This is a genomic window from Pseudomonas viciae (genome assembly GCF_004786035.1).
GTDB classification, from domain to species: domain Bacteria; phylum Pseudomonadota; class Gammaproteobacteria; order Pseudomonadales; family Pseudomonadaceae; genus Aquipseudomonas; species Aquipseudomonas viciae.
Map to the genome: position 1 here is coordinate 2,442,272 of NZ_CP035088.1, position 13,481 is coordinate 2,455,752.

Sequence of the window (13,481 nt, forward strand, 5' to 3'; positions counted from 1 at the left end):
CCGTCGTTTCAGACCAGGCCTTCATTCAAGGCGTAGCGCACCAGGTCTGTGCTGGTGGCAAAGCACATCTTCTCCATCAGTCGAGTCTTGTGGGTGCTGACGGTTTTATTGCTGATCACCAGTTGTTCGGCGATCTGGTTGACGCTCAGCCCCTGCGCCAGCATGCGCAGGATCTGGAATTCACGCGAGGTCAGGCTCTGCGAAGCGTTATCGGGCGTCACACCGCTGCTCTGCAATGCGATCTGTTCGGCCAGTTGTGGATCGAGGTAGCGTGCGCCGGTGCTCACCTTGCGGATGGCAGCCAGCAGCGCTTCCGGGTCGCGGTCCTTGGTCATGTAGCCCGAGGCGCCGGCGCGCAGGGCACGTTGGGCGATGTGGGCTTCATTGTGCATGCTCAGGATGAGCATTGGCAGCTTGGGGTAATGGGCGTGGATACGGCCGATCAGATCCTCGCCACTGGAACCGGGCATGGTCATGTCGAGCAGGAGCACATCGACTTCGGTATGGCGCAACAACTCCAGGACCTGGGCTCCATTCTCCGCTTCCGCCACCACGGAAAAGTCCTTTACCAGCGCGAACAATTGCTTGAGGCCTTCGCGCATGATCGTGTGATCGTCGGCCACCATTAAACGGATCATGAGTCTTGACTCCTTGAAACAGGTACGCGCAGTTGAACAGTAGTACCGCAGCCGATGCTGCTGGATATGGTGGTGGTTCCTCCCAAAGTCAGGCCCCGTTCGCGCATTCCCAGCAAACCGAGGGTCCTGGACGATTGTCCGCGTTGCTCAAAGCCTTTGCCGTTGTCGGTGATTTCCAGCGACCAGCCATTCTCGCCTTGCTCAAACGTGATGTCGACCCGAGTGGCTTCGGCGTGCCGGGCAATGTTGGTCAGCGACTCCTGGGCGATGCGAAATGCAGCTGTTGCGCTGGCATCGTCCAGACGGATTTTCTGCGGATGAATCTGCAGGTTGCAGTCGATGCCCCATTGCTGTTTGAACGTGTCGGTCAGCCATTCCAGTGACGCGGCGATGCCCATGTTGAGGATGGAAGGGCGCAGGCTGGTGGAAATGTTCCTGACCACCTGCACCGTTTGGTCGATCAGTTGCAGCAGGCGTGCGACTTGTTCACTGAGCTGGGGCAGTTGCTCGCCATACTGGAAGCGTAGCAGCGAAGTACCCATGCGTATCGCGGTCAGATGTTGTCCGAGTTCATCATGGATTTCCTGCGCAATCAGCTTGCGTTCCTCTTCCCGTGCACTTTCCCGACTGGACATCAATTGGCGCAGTTGCTGGTTGAGCGATGCCAGGCGCAGTTCGGCCAGGCGCAGCTGGGATATATCGCGAACGACAGCCAGCACAGTGGCAATTTTTCCCTGAATGTCCTGCTCGGGAACGAGACTGATGTGATAGACGCGTTGCAGTCGATGTTGCTCGGCGAGCACATATTCATGCTCCAGGGGCTGGCCCTTTTCCACCGCTTCGATGACTGCTGCACTGAATAATTGGCTCTGCAGGTTTTTCGGCAGAATCTCGAGCAGATCCTTGTGCAGCAAGTCGATTTGCGGGCGATCCAACCAGGCTTCCAGTGCCGGATTGACGAACAGCAGTTCTCCCGTGCGACTGAGTCGTGCAATACCATCCGGAGAGTTCTCGACCAATGTGCCGATTTCCTGCTGCCGCGCCAGTTCGTTGCGCTGGGCCTCCCGGATATCGGTAATGTTGCGAGCAATGCACACCAGGCGATGCCAGCGCCCATTCGAGTCGGCTACGGGTACCAGGTTGAAATGGACAACGAGTGAGCGCTGGCCGCAAGGCAACTGTGCATCCAGCTCGATGGGGGCTCCCACGGCAATGCAGTGAAGGCAGATCGCCTCGATGATATTGGCGACTTCTTTTTCCAGGCACTGGCCCAACGGTTGGCCGATCATGTCCGAATGACTTTTGGCGAGCATCTCGCACAGCTTTGGATTGGCTTCCAGGCAACTGAGTTGCTGGTCGGCATCCACGGCGAGCAGGCAAAGCATGTCTTGCGAATGGTCGAAGACTTCACGGTAACGACGTTCGCTTTGCGCCAGGTGGCTGTGGGCGGAGCTGCGCTCCCACGCGATGGCGCCAATATGACTGGCCATTTGTGCATGCTTGCGGTCCTGTTCGCTCAGCTGGCTTTCACCGCAGACGAACAACAGGATGGCGCCCATCGTGATACCGGTCTGATTGACCACCGGTTCTACCCAGCAACCTTGATAACCTGCCTGCAAGGCGGGCTGGCTGAAAGCGAGATCCGGAGCATCGCTCCTCAAATCACGAATGAAGTGATGGTGCTCGAACAGTTCGGGATGTCGATCAAGATCTTCGGCCAGGCAGGTTTCAATCGAGGAGGTGCCTGCGGCGCACGCGCGAAGGGGATCGTCGCCGGGTACTGGCTTGAAAGCCATGGCGTTACGAAATTCAGGCGTCAGAATCTCCAGGTAGGCGCTGAGCAGCGGCAGCACCTCGAGCAGCGTGTCGTTAGTGACCATCTTTTGAAAGATGGCAGAGCGTGCATTTTCGGCGCGCTCCTGCCGGCGCAACGCGCTGATATCCTGGGCCGTGACAAGTACCCCGCAAAGCTCGCCTGTTTCGTCATGCTCCGGCGTCAGGTTGCACAGGAAATCCCCGGAACGACCTGAATGCGAGTTTCTGTTTTCCAGCAGGAACGTGTTCGCTGCACCGGTCGATAACGTGAGTTTTACTTGCGTGCGAAAGTACTCGTCGAGCGGATCGGGTGTCGAGGTACGTTCCGTGATGTGCGTATTGGGAAAGCCGCGAGCGCGTTCAAGCTCGGGGTTGGCATAGATCTGTTGTCCAAGCCGGTTGTAGCGAAGGATGATGCTTTGTGAGTTTTTAGCCAGTGAAAGGTATTTTTTTTCGTTATTGAACAATGCCTGGCGCAGGGCAAGATGTTCACTGATGTCTTCCAGCTGCGATACAAAGTAAAGCGCTTGGGCTTGGGAGTTACGGGCGATGCCTACCGTCAAGCGTGCCCACAGGGTGCTGCCGTCTTTACGAATATAGCGTTTTTCCAGGGTCAGGCTGGTGCGTTGGCCCTGGATGAGCCTGTGTAATTCGTCCTTACTGACATCTGCGTCGTCCGGATGAGTCAAGCGCTGGAAAGACGTGGCGCGGAGTTCTTCTTCGGTGTAGCCGAGCATCTGGCACAGCATTCGATTGGCAGCGATCCATTCACCGCTCATTCGCAGTAAGGCCAGGCCCGTGCCGGCGGAGTCGAATGCCAGGCGATAATCCTGTTCGGCAAGGTGAACGTGTTCGGCGCGGCGGATCTTTATCAGGTACGTGGACTGATGTGCTTTGTAGTCGAGCTTCACATTCAGTGTGTCGCCATTGGACGACATACTTTGGAAATGCCAGTTCCCCTTCAGTCGTGCATGGGTGAGGTGCTGCTCAAACGTCAGCGGCTTGAGAGAAAACAGGGAGGGCAAGGGGGCAAGGGAGGCGGCGGTCTCGCTTAGCCCTAACAATGCACTGGCGCAGTCATCCATGATGAGTAGCGCCCCATGGACATCCAGCAACAATACACCCACATCATCCGCGTCCTGCGTGAACGGCGCTGCTACCGCCATGGCTGAATCCATTCGCCTCATCCTCTGGTAACCCGCTCTTGAGCATAGCTTAAGTCGTTGGGAACGAAATCGAGTGTTCGACTATGGTCATAAGGCTGTCCACGGGTTTTTGATCGATGCTTGCCGTACCCGCAAGGTTGTTCTGCTGGCGGACGAAAGGAGAGGGTTCCCTTGGACAGAAATCAAGGATGAGACCACAATGATGTCACTGTGACATCAATTGTGTGGCCAACGCAGCGAGCGTGCCTATGCAGGCAGATTCAAAGAAGAGGGTCAGTTTGCGCACATGGATCTGGCGGGCGTTTGCCAGTACCAGCCTGTTGCCGCTCGTCTTGGTGGAAGGCGTGCTGATCACCACTTATTTCATCACCAACCAGTCCATTCGAAGTTCCCAGGTCGAGTACCTGCATCAAAGCGCGACACGAGACATACAAGTATCGGTTCAGCAAAACGCGCTGTTGGTGCAAGGACAACTGGAGCAGATCCACAATGCGATTGGCCTTTATGCCAAGGCCACTGAAAATGAACTCACCGAAAACCACCCCCCCGTGGCGGCATCGCTTTCAGTAAGTGCCGACGGTGTTCGCTACAGCGCAACAAATGACGGGGTGTCTGCCTCGTTTTATTCGAATGTCACCCCGTTGGAAAAACAGGACCTCTACAAAGTCTCTCTTCTGGCGAATCAGGATTTCATGATGAAGCAGTTGAAGGACGGGGATCCTCTGATTGCCAGCATCTATTTCAATAGTTGGGATAGCTATAACCGGATTTATCCCTGGTTCAATACGCTCGAGCAGTACCCACATGATATGGATATCACCCAATACAACTTCTACTACTTGGCCGATGCCAAACATAACCCGGATAAAAAAGTAGTCTGGACGGATGTCTACCTGGATCCTGCTGGCCAGGGCTGGATGATGTCTGCCGTTGCGCCGGTTTACAGCGCGGATTTCCTGGAGGGCGTAGCCGGGGTCGACGTAACGGTCGATGGCATCTTGAAGCGAATAGAGCAGTTGAAGATGCCTTGGGATGGCTACCTGATGCTGGTCAACAACAAGCTCGATATCATGGCCGTACCCGAGGCGGGGCAGCGTGATTTTTCCCTGCAAGCCGTCGAGAACCAGCCCGCTGGAGAGCCTGTCGAGCGCGAGCGCTTGCAATCGCCGGATTTGAACCTCGCCCGTCATCCGGACCTCGCCAGTCTCAACAAGAACTTACCCGACCACCCAGAAGGTCTCGTTGCGCTGACATTGAATGGACGGCCGCATCTGCTCGCCTGGAGTGCTATCCCTTCCACCGGCTGGTTCTTGCTGGCGGTGGTGGATGAAGCCGCGGTCATGCAGGAAACCAATCTGCTGGCCAGTCATTACCGCGAAGTGGGGTATCTGTTGGTCGCGGGCCTGGTTCTGTTCTATGCCTTGTTCTTTGCCTTCATGTGGTGGCGTACACGGGACCTCAGTCGCCAGTTGAGCACGCCGGTGCAAGGCGTCTCACGAATGATGCGAGAGATCGGTCGGGGTAACTGGCAGCCGGCGACAACTCCTTCCGATATCACCGAACTGTCGTCAATGTCCAACCAGGCACTGGGGATGGGCAGGCAGTTGGCTCAGGCTGAGCTCATTCGCAGTTCCACGCAGCAGCGTCTTGAGTTGGTCATGGAGAGTTTTGCCGAAGGGCTTTGGGAGTACTACCCGAAACGGCAGCGTTTCATTCTCAAGGGGGCCTTGTGCCAACGCTTCGGCTTTGCCGCCAACGAAGTGCCGATGGCGACTCTGCTGGAGAACATTCCCATTGAGGATCGGCAGACCTTTACGCAGTTCCTTGAAGAGGCCAGGGGCAGTGCAAGCGTGGCGCCGGAAGTGGAGTTCCGGATCCGGGACGTGCATGGAAAACTGATCTGGATACTTTGCCGGGGCCGTACGCTGGAACCCTCCCGGCTTGATGATTCCGATGTCGTGGTCGTGGCGTGTGTCGACATCACGACACTCAAGCAGACTCAGTTGGATCTGCGAGAGAAGACCTTGGAGGCAGAAGCCGCCAGTACTGCCAAATCCAAATTCATCTCCAGCATGAGCCATGAGTTGCGTACGCCATTAAACGCGATCTACGGGTTTGCCCAGTTGGGGCTCATGCAGTCGCCTGCCCAGGCAGCGCAGCAGACGACCAATCTGCAGGAAATCATCGAGGCCAGTGAACACCTCATGCAGTTGGTTGATGACTTGCTTGAACTCTCCAGTTTGCAGGCCGAGAAGCCCCTGCTGGACCTCAAGCCCGTGCATGTGGCGAGCCTGTTATCCAACTGCGCTGACATGGTCCAGCAGCAAGTCTCGGCGCACGGCCAGACCTTGCACATCAATGTTCCCCTGGATACATGGCATGTCTGGGCGGATAAGCGCCGTCTCAAGCAGGTCCTGATCAATCTGTTATCCAATGCAATCAAGTACAACCGGCCCGGCGGAGATATCACTCTGGGGGCCTTGGCTGTCGAGGACGGAGCCAGGCTTCGACTTTATGTAACGGATACCGGGATGGGCATTTCTCCGGCTTTGCAGGGCGAGCTTTTCAGGCCCTTCCAGCGATTGGGCAAAGAGAACTCTTCCATCCAGGGAACTGGCATTGGCTTGGCGCTGTGCCGAGACTTGGCGCTGCTGATGCATGGCACCATGGGCTTGGAAAGCAACGTCGAAGTGGGGACGACTTTCTGGATCGACCTGTGTTCGTCGGCTTTTCCTGTGCCCGGGAGCACATCCAAAGTGTCGACGATAGCCCTGCCACGGGTCCTGCTGGTGAGTAAAAACGCCGAGGATGGTCAGGTGGCTCGAGAGGCGTTAGCCGGCGATTTCGAGTTGGAGTGGGTCAATACGTTGCCCGACGCCAGCCTCGTGCTCGACTCCACAACGGTCCGTGTTTTGATCGTCGCCACTGCGGACTCTGTGTCTGTGCTGCACACTTTTTTCAACGGCTTGCGCACCAGTATCGCAACGACTGCCATGTCGATCGTCGTGGTCCGTGCGGCTGCCGATCACGCTTCGATGAGCCACCTGGAATGCCAGGCCATCGTGTCTTCTCCGTTGGAGATGCAGAGTATTCGTAGTCTGGTATTGAGGCTCGCCATGGGGAGGGCAGATGTATGTTTTCCAAAATAAATGCTGAAAGCAGGATCGTCATTATCGACGATGTGGCCACCAATCTGCGGCTTCTGGATTCCTGCTTGCGAGCCGTGGGCCTGAATAACATCACGACATTCAGCGATTCTGGCGAAGGACTGGACTGGCTGCTTTCGAACGCCTGGGACCTGCTGTTGCTGGACCTGGACATGCCCGCGCCCGATGGTTTTGAAATCCTTGATCGCCTCAGTACACGCGACCGCACGGAGTCACCGGTCATCATCGTAACGGCCTTGAATGATCAGCAGAACAGGCGAAAAGGACTGGAAAAGGGCGCTAACGACTTCATCTCCAAACCCATTGACCTACCCGAAGTGCTGCTCAGAGTGCGAAATTGCCTGGAGCTGGCCCAGGCGGCGAAGCTGCTGCGCGACGTCAATGCTGAACTCGAGCGCAAAGTGGAGTTACGCACGGCCCAGCTGGCTTCCAGCTACAAGGCGATCAGCAGCAGCTTGAGTCGAGCCGCCAGCTATCGCGACGACGACACGGGGCACCACATTGTCCGTATTGGCGAGTCTGCTGCGTTGTTGGCCAAGGCCATCGGCATGCCCGCTCAATGGTGCGAGCTTATGAGGATGGCTGCACCGATGCACGATGTGGGAAAAATCGGCATTCAAGATGCCATTCTGCAAAAGCCTGGCGCTCTGACGCCGCAAGAACGGACGATCATGCAGGAGCATGCGCGCATTGGTTATGAAATCCTGCATGACCCAGAGGGTTCGCCGTTGACGGACCTGGCAGCGGAAATTGCCCTGTCCCATCACGAACGGTGGGATGGCACGGGCTATCCCAAGGGATTGCGGGGTAAGGAGATCCCGTTATCCGCAAGGATTGTGGCGATATGTGATGTGTATGACGCCATAAGGATGCCTCGAGCCTATAAACAGGCTTGGGATATCGAGAGTTCGAGGCGATTTATCATCGAACAAGCGGGTTCCCACTTCGATCCTTTCCTGGTGGACATCTTTTGTAATCTCTTTGACGAAGTAGATCGCTTACGCCTGGCCGATGCGCGAGAGGGCTGATTGATGTCGTTCAGGCGTCGATGGCGTGCCCGGCTCCCGGTATATCCGCTCGCCATTGTGTCGAAGGTGAAGCGTTCTGTTTCCGAATGGTAATGGCTGGTATCCAGAAAGTTGAACATGGCTCAGATTACTTTTTCACCATTGCCATCCGACGATCACTCATGAAGCACAAGAGGCCCCCCATCGCGGTCAGTGCGCTCAACGCATAGAACATCGTGGGCGCCGGGGTGTGCATCAGCAGGTATCCGCAGATCACCGGGCTCAGGGCGCCACCCAGCGCTGCCAGGTTTTGAGCGCCGTAGTAGCTGCCGCGCAGTTTCTCCGGGGCCAGGGTGTCGACGAAAAGGAATTCGGCTGGGTAAATGATCATTTCACCGAGGGTGAAAATGAACATCGCCACGCACCAGCTCACCATGCTGTTCGCCAGGCTGAAGCCGATCAGGCCAAGAACCCGTCTAATTGCTGGGCCCTCAACAGTCGGTCGAAAAATAATCGCATCAGGCTGTCGATTTCGGCCATTGCCATTCGATTAGTCCGTAGAGCCGCCACACGGACGGCTTGATCCATCCACTCTCAGGAGATATGAGCATGCGATTTATGGTGATCGTCAAAGCCAGTCCGGAATCGGAAGCCGGACAGATGCCCAGCGAAGAACTGCTGGCCGCCATGGGCGCCTACAACGAAGAATTGGTCAAGGCCGGGGTGATGCTCGCCGGTGAAGGCCTGCATCCCAGTGCCGAGGGCGTGCGCGTGCAGTTTTCCGGCAAGAACCGGACGGTGATTGATGGGCCCTTTGCGCAAACCAAGGAACTGATCGCCGGCTTCTGGATTTTCAAGGTCCAGTCATTGCAGGAGGCCGTCGATTGGGTCAAACGCTGCCCGAATCCGATGGTCAGTGACAGTGAAATCGAGATCCGCCAGATCTTCGAAGTCGAGGATTTCGGCGAGACCTTTACCCCCGAGTTGCGCGAGCAGGAAGAACGCTTGCGGGCGCAGATGTCCAGTCAATCGTGAAACCGGCTACAGGAGATCCGACCATGAAAATCATCCCTTACCTGACCTTCAATGGCCGCTGCAAGGAAGCCTTTGCGTTGTACAAGGACGTGCTTGGCGGCGAGCTGTTTTCCATGTCTTTTGCCGAGGCGCCTGAAGACGTCGGCATGCCCAAGGACGCGGACCTGATCATGCACACCTGCCTGACCGTGGGTCATTTCAGCCTGATGGCTTCCGACTGCCCGCCAGGCCAGCCATTTAGCAAGCCGCAAGGCGTGTCGGTTTCCCTCAATGTCGACAGCGTGGAAGAGGCCGAGCGGCTGTTTAACGGCTTGAGTGCCGGTGGCAGCGTGCAGATGCCCTTGGAGAAGACCTTCTGGGCGGAACGCTTTGCCATGTTCGAAGATCGTTTCGGGATTGCCTGGATGGTCAATTGCGAGGGCGGAAAATAAGCCGAACGAAGCCTTGGTCGCCGGCCTGGAGACAGCCGGCGACCTGAACATCAATAGGAATTCGGTAATCTCTTCACGCTGCCGGTGGTTTGTATCCCGCAAGCATTTTCAACACCTCATCATGTGAACCGCTCGCTTCAGCAAACCGTAATGGCTTGGCGCGCTCGACGACCAGTTCTTGTGGGGTTGGAGAGATCTCGAGCAATTCGAATATCTCATTCAAAAACTCGTCCAGGGGCATGGCGTGCTCGTCATTTTCCTGGCCAAGCAGAGTGGTACGCACACCCGGTGGCGCAAGTTCGATAACTTCGACTGACGAGTCCTCTAGCTGCACTCGAAGGCTTTGAGTGAACGAATGAACTGCCGCTTTGGTTGCGCTGTAGGTCGGTGTCGCAGGCAGCGGGACGAAGGCCAACGCTGAACTGACATTGATAATCGTGGCACTGGGCTGCTTGAGCAGTTGGGGAGTAAATGCATACACCATGCGGATTGTGCCCAGTAAGTTCGTTGTCACGATATCTTCGGCTGTGTTCAGGTATTGGGAATCAGTCAGATCCTCCCAGTGCATGATCCCCGCGTTGTTGATGAGCACGTTCAGATTCGGGTGACTGATCGCAAGTGCTTCGCGGGTGCGCTGGATGGATTGTGGATCGCAGACGTCCAGCAAGACGGATTCAATGCCTGGGTGTTCCGACATGATCTTGTCCAGCAGAGCTTTGCGCCGTCCCGCGATGATTACCTGGTTGCCCGCCTTGTGAAGCCTGAGTGCCAGGCCAAGGCCTATGCCAGAAGTGCTGCCGGTAACCAGAATCGTGTTGCCAGTGCTGTTCATAGTAAACTCCAGTGAGAATGCTTAATCGGACAATTGTCCGTTTGCAAAACGTACCGGACAGCTGTCCGCTTTGCAATGCAAAAGGAAAAACTTTGCTCATGACTGACGAATTGGTGATGCGTTCTGACGCCAAGAAAAACCGGGAACGGATACTGGAGGTCGCGGTGGTAGAGCTGACTAACGATCCTGCGGTTGCGCTGAGCACGATTGCGAAGAAAGCCGGGGTAGGACAGGGCACGTTCTATCGCCATTTCGCCAACAGGGAGGCGCTGGTATTCGAGGTCTACCAATTCGAAATGCAGCAAGTGGCCTCGTTGGCCGAACAGCTGCTCGCCACAAAACCCCCTAAGGAGGCCCTCCGAGAGTGGATGGACTGCCTCGTTGCATATGCAATGACCAAGGCGGGACTCGCGACCGCGATACGGCAAGCAGCCTCTACTTACGAATTTCCTGGGAAGTCGGGATACGCGCCGGTCCAGGCAGCCGCCGAGTTGCTTTTGAGGGCTAATGAAAAGGCCGGAACGATTCGTAGCGGGGTTACCCACGACGACTTTTTTCTAGCCACTGCTGGAATATGGCAAATAGATTCCCTGAGCGAATGGCGCCCACGTCTCGCCAGATTGATGGACTTGGTGATGGATGGTCTATGCGCAGGTAGCCCTGAAAGCCTGAAGAATAACGTGTAGCTTTCGTCCAAGCGCAAACCACTACCGGTCATGCCGTGGTTTAAACGGAATGACCGGAGCGCCTTACGGATTATTTTTGCGCCAGCAATGCCTTTCTTGTCGCCTTTTGGTGTTTCATGGCGGCGATCTCACGCTCGCAGGCCTCGACATCGAACGAGTTGTCCCACTTGGCAATGGCGATGGTGCCGATGCCGTTACCGATCAGGTTGGTCACGGCGCGCGCTTCGTTGAGGAACCGGTCAATGCCCAGGAGCAAAACGAGGCCGACCAGAGGAATGGAGTGAATGGTTGTGAGCGTTGCAGCCAGTGTCACAAACCCCGCACCCGCCACCCCAGCCGAGCCTTTTGAAGTCAGCAGGAACACGCCCAGCAGAATCATCTGATCCACAAAGGTCAGTGGCGTATTGGTCGCCTGGGCGATAAAGATCGCGGCCATGGTGAGATAGATGCAGGTGCCGTCCGCATTGAAGGTGTACCCCGTAGGCAACACCATGCCCACTACCGATTTTTTGCAGCCAAGCTTTTCAAGTTTCACCATCATTCGTGGCAGCACGGCTTCGGTTGAGCAGGTGCCAAGGGTGATGAGGATTTCATCTTTGAAATAACGAAGAAATTGCAGAAGCGGCATGCCCGACCATCGAGCAACCGTACCCAGCACGACCACGATGAAAAACAAGGTCGTGATGTAGAGCGCGACCAGCAACTGGCCGAGTGACAGCAAGGTGCCAATCCCGTATTTGCCGATCGTGAAAGCCATGCCGGCACCCGCGCCAATCGGCGCCAAGCGCATGACCATTGCAACGATCTTGAACAGACCTTGCAGGAACAGATCAAGGGTGTTGATCAGCGGCTTGCTGGTTTCACCCATTTGAACCAGGGCCACACCCATCAATACCGAAAGCAGGATGACCTGAAGCATGACGCCATTGGAGAATGCGCCGATGAAGGTTTGCGGGATGATATTGAGAAAGAAATCAATGGTGCCGCCTTGCTCACTGGCAGCTTGGCTGTATTTGCTAATGGCACCTCCATCAAGCGCGCTGGCGTTGATGTTCATACCGACGCCAGGCTTCACGATGTTGACCACAATGAGGCCGACGACCAGGGCGATGGTTGAAAGAATCTCGAAGTAGATCAGCGCTTTTACGCCAATCCGGCCGACTTCTTTGATGTTGCCCATCTTTGCGATACCCACAACGACCGTACCGAAAATAATGGGCGCCAACAGCATTTTGATCAGTTTGATGAAGCCATCGGCAAAGGGTTGCAGCTTGGCTCCGATATCAGGCACGAAGTAACCGATTGCTGCTCCGATCACGATGCCGATCAGCACTTGCACATACAGCTGGCCATACCAGCGGGACTTGGAGATTTCCACGGAAGCACCTCATTTTATTGTTGTGATGGGCATGTGGCTCGGCGTCAGTGGGTGACGCCGGGGGCTGCGGCCTCTTTCAAAGAGACCGCAGATCGAGGTTGATCAGCCTTCGCCCAACTCACGCATCACTGCGTACAAAGCGGACTTGGCCTCGAAGCCGACACCTGGAATATCCGGCAGACCGACATAGCCGTTTTCCACGCGGATGCCGTCAGCGAAGCCGCCGAACGGCTGGAACACATCCGGGTAGGATTCGTTGCCGCCCAGGTGCAGACCTGCTGCGATGTTCAGGGACATCTGGTGACCGCCATGGGGCACTACGCGGCGGGAAGACCAACCCATTTCTTCCATCACCTTCAGGGTGCGCATGTACTCCACGAGCCCGTAGGACAGAGCGCAGTCGAACTGGAGGTAGTCGCGATCGGGGCGCATGCCACCGTGGCGCAGCAGGTTACGGGCATCCTGGTGAGAGAACAGGTTTTCACCGGTAGCCATGGGCAGTTCATAGTGATTGGCAAGCTCGGCCTGGAGTGCGTAGTCCAGCGGATCGCCAACCTCTTCGTACCAGAAGAGGTTGTACTTCTTGATGGCTTCAGCGTACGCAATACCGGTCTGAAGATCGAAACGACCATTGGCGTCGACCGCCAACCGACGGCCGTCGCCAACCACTTCAAGTACCGCTTCGATGCGGCGGATGTCTTCGTCCAGCGGTACCGCACCAATCTTCATCTTGACGACGTCGTAGCCACGATCCAGATAGCTCTGCATTTCTGCCTTGAGCTTGGTCTGGTCTTTGCCAGGGTAGTAGTAGCCGCCCGCTGCATAGACCCAGACCTTGTCATCGGCCACGCCGTTACGGTAACGGTCGGCCAGCAGGCGATACAGCGGTTTGCCTTCAATCTTGGCGACGGCATCCCATACCGCCATGTCGATGGTGCCAACGGCGACAGAGCGCTCGCCATGGCCGCCTGGCTTTTCGTTGGTCATCAAGGTTTTCCAGATGGCGAACGGATCCAGGTTGTTGTTTTCATGGTCGACGAGCGTGTCTGGATCCGCTTCCGTAATCCGCCCCAGGAAACGATCACGCATCAGTGCGCCTTGGCCATAGCGACCATTGGAGTTGAAACCGTAGCCAATGACAGGCTTCCCATCGCGGATCACATCAGTGATGACCGCGACAACCGAGCAGGTCATTTTCGAAAAATCGATGTAGGCGTTAGCGATTGGGGAGGCAATGGAAACAGTTTTTTCACGAATGTCTACGATGCGCATGACGGGGTCCTCTTGTTGTTTGTAGGCCCACGTTAGGCTTTGCGATGGCCCCCG

The 13,481-nt window shown here is 56.3% G+C and carries 10 protein-coding genes and 1 pseudogene; 5 read left to right on the top strand and 6 right to left on the bottom strand.

What is annotated here, in order from left to right; translation table 11 throughout:
* Window positions 1-8: 8 nt before the first annotated feature.
* Together EPZ47_RS11205 and EPZ47_RS11210 are read right to left on the bottom strand one after the other, a co-directional pair.
* Complete coding sequence (locus EPZ47_RS11205) at window positions 9-638, bottom strand: response regulator (protein WP_135844819.1); 630 nt, start codon at window positions 636-638, stop codon at window positions 9-11.
* Window positions 635-3,631 carry a sensor histidine kinase gene (locus EPZ47_RS11210; protein ID WP_135844820.1) on the bottom strand — a complete coding sequence of 999 codons (2,997 nt, stop codon included), beginning with the start codon at window positions 3,629-3,631 and terminating at the stop codon, window positions 635-637. The genes EPZ47_RS11205 and EPZ47_RS11210 overlap by 4 nt, the downstream gene beginning before the upstream one ends.
* A gap of 236 nt (window positions 3,632-3,867) precedes the next feature.
* Here EPZ47_RS11210 and EPZ47_RS11215 point away from each other — a divergent pair, with 236 nt between their 5' ends.
* Entirely contained in the window at window positions 3,868-6,768 is a 2,901-nt protein-coding gene (locus EPZ47_RS11215) for a sensor histidine kinase (protein ID WP_135844821.1), read from the top strand.
* Window positions 6,753-7,814, top strand: a complete 1,062-nt coding sequence (locus tag EPZ47_RS11220) for an HD-GYP domain-containing protein (RefSeq protein ID WP_135844822.1) — start codon at window positions 6,753-6,755, stop codon at window positions 7,812-7,814. Before EPZ47_RS11215 ends, EPZ47_RS11220 begins: the two co-directional genes overlap by 16 nt.
* A 127-nt stretch (window positions 7,815-7,941) precedes the next feature.
* On the opposite strand, the pseudogene EPZ47_RS11225 reads toward EPZ47_RS11220, so the two are convergent.
* Window positions 7,942-8,265: pseudogene (locus tag EPZ47_RS11225) on the bottom strand (MFS transporter); the annotation flags it as partial.
* Between the two features lie 137 nt (window positions 8,266-8,402).
* Here EPZ47_RS11225 and EPZ47_RS11230 point away from each other — a divergent pair.
* Together EPZ47_RS11230 and EPZ47_RS11235 are read left to right on the top strand one after the other, a co-directional pair.
* A complete protein-coding gene (locus tag EPZ47_RS11230; protein ID WP_135844823.1) occupies window positions 8,403-8,828 on the top strand; it encodes a YciI family protein in 426 nt (141 codons plus the stop codon).
* A 23-nt stretch (window positions 8,829-8,851) separates the two neighbouring features.
* Window positions 8,852-9,259, top strand: a complete 408-nt coding sequence (locus tag EPZ47_RS11235; protein ID WP_135844824.1) for a VOC family protein — start codon at window positions 8,852-8,854, stop codon at window positions 9,257-9,259.
* Window positions 9,260-9,332: 73 nt separating this feature from the next.
* Here EPZ47_RS11235 and EPZ47_RS11240 read toward each other — a convergent pair whose 3' ends face one another.
* A complete protein-coding gene (locus EPZ47_RS11240) occupies window positions 9,333-10,091 on the bottom strand; it encodes an SDR family oxidoreductase (RefSeq protein ID WP_135844825.1) in 759 nt (252 codons plus the stop codon).
* Between the two features lie 98 nt (window positions 10,092-10,189).
* On the opposite strand from EPZ47_RS11240, the gene EPZ47_RS11245 reads away from it, so the two are divergent.
* Window positions 10,190-10,777, top strand: a complete 588-nt coding sequence (locus EPZ47_RS11245) for a TetR/AcrR family transcriptional regulator (protein WP_178084247.1) — start codon at window positions 10,190-10,192, stop codon at window positions 10,775-10,777.
* A 70-nt stretch (window positions 10,778-10,847) separates the two neighbouring features.
* Here the strand turns inward: EPZ47_RS11245 and dctA are convergent, their stop codons facing one another.
* A complete protein-coding gene (dctA, locus tag EPZ47_RS11250; RefSeq protein WP_076384140.1) occupies window positions 10,848-12,155 on the bottom strand; it encodes a C4-dicarboxylate transporter DctA in 1,308 nt (435 codons plus the stop codon).
* A 102-nt stretch (window positions 12,156-12,257) separates the two neighbouring features.
* Window positions 12,258-13,427, bottom strand: coding sequence for a mandelate racemase/muconate lactonizing enzyme family protein (locus EPZ47_RS11255; RefSeq protein ID WP_135844826.1), 1,170 nt, complete (start codon window positions 13,425-13,427; stop codon window positions 12,258-12,260).
* Window positions 13,428-13,481 lie beyond the last annotated feature (54 nt).

What these genes read in the sequence shown, in the direction of transcription:
- EPZ47_RS11205 (WP_135844819.1), bottom strand. Translation starts at nt 638, where the DNA reads ATGATCCGTTTAATGGTGGCCGACGATCACACGATCATGCGCGAAGGC.
- EPZ47_RS11210 (WP_135844820.1), bottom strand. Translation starts at nt 3,631, where the DNA reads ATGGATTCAGCCATGGCGGTAGCAGCGCCGTTCACGCAGGACGCGGAT.
- EPZ47_RS11215 (WP_135844821.1), top strand. Translation starts at nt 3,868, where the DNA reads ATGCAGGCAGATTCAAAGAAGAGGGTCAGTTTGCGCACATGGATCTGG.
- EPZ47_RS11220 (WP_135844822.1), top strand. Translation starts at nt 6,753, where the DNA reads ATGTTTTCCAAAATAAATGCTGAAAGCAGGATCGTCATTATCGACGAT.
- EPZ47_RS11230 (WP_135844823.1), top strand. Translation starts at nt 8,403, where the DNA reads ATGCGATTTATGGTGATCGTCAAAGCCAGTCCGGAATCGGAAGCCGGA.
- EPZ47_RS11235 (WP_135844824.1), top strand. Translation starts at nt 8,852, where the DNA reads ATGAAAATCATCCCTTACCTGACCTTCAATGGCCGCTGCAAGGAAGCC.
- EPZ47_RS11240 (WP_135844825.1), bottom strand. Translation starts at nt 10,091, where the DNA reads ATGAACAGCACTGGCAACACGATTCTGGTTACCGGCAGCACTTCTGGC.
- EPZ47_RS11245 (WP_178084247.1), top strand. Translation starts at nt 10,190, where the DNA reads ATGACTGACGAATTGGTGATGCGTTCTGACGCCAAGAAAAACCGGGAA.
- EPZ47_RS11255 (WP_135844826.1), bottom strand. Translation starts at nt 13,427, where the DNA reads ATGCGCATCGTAGACATTCGTGAAAAAACTGTTTCCATTGCCTCCCCA.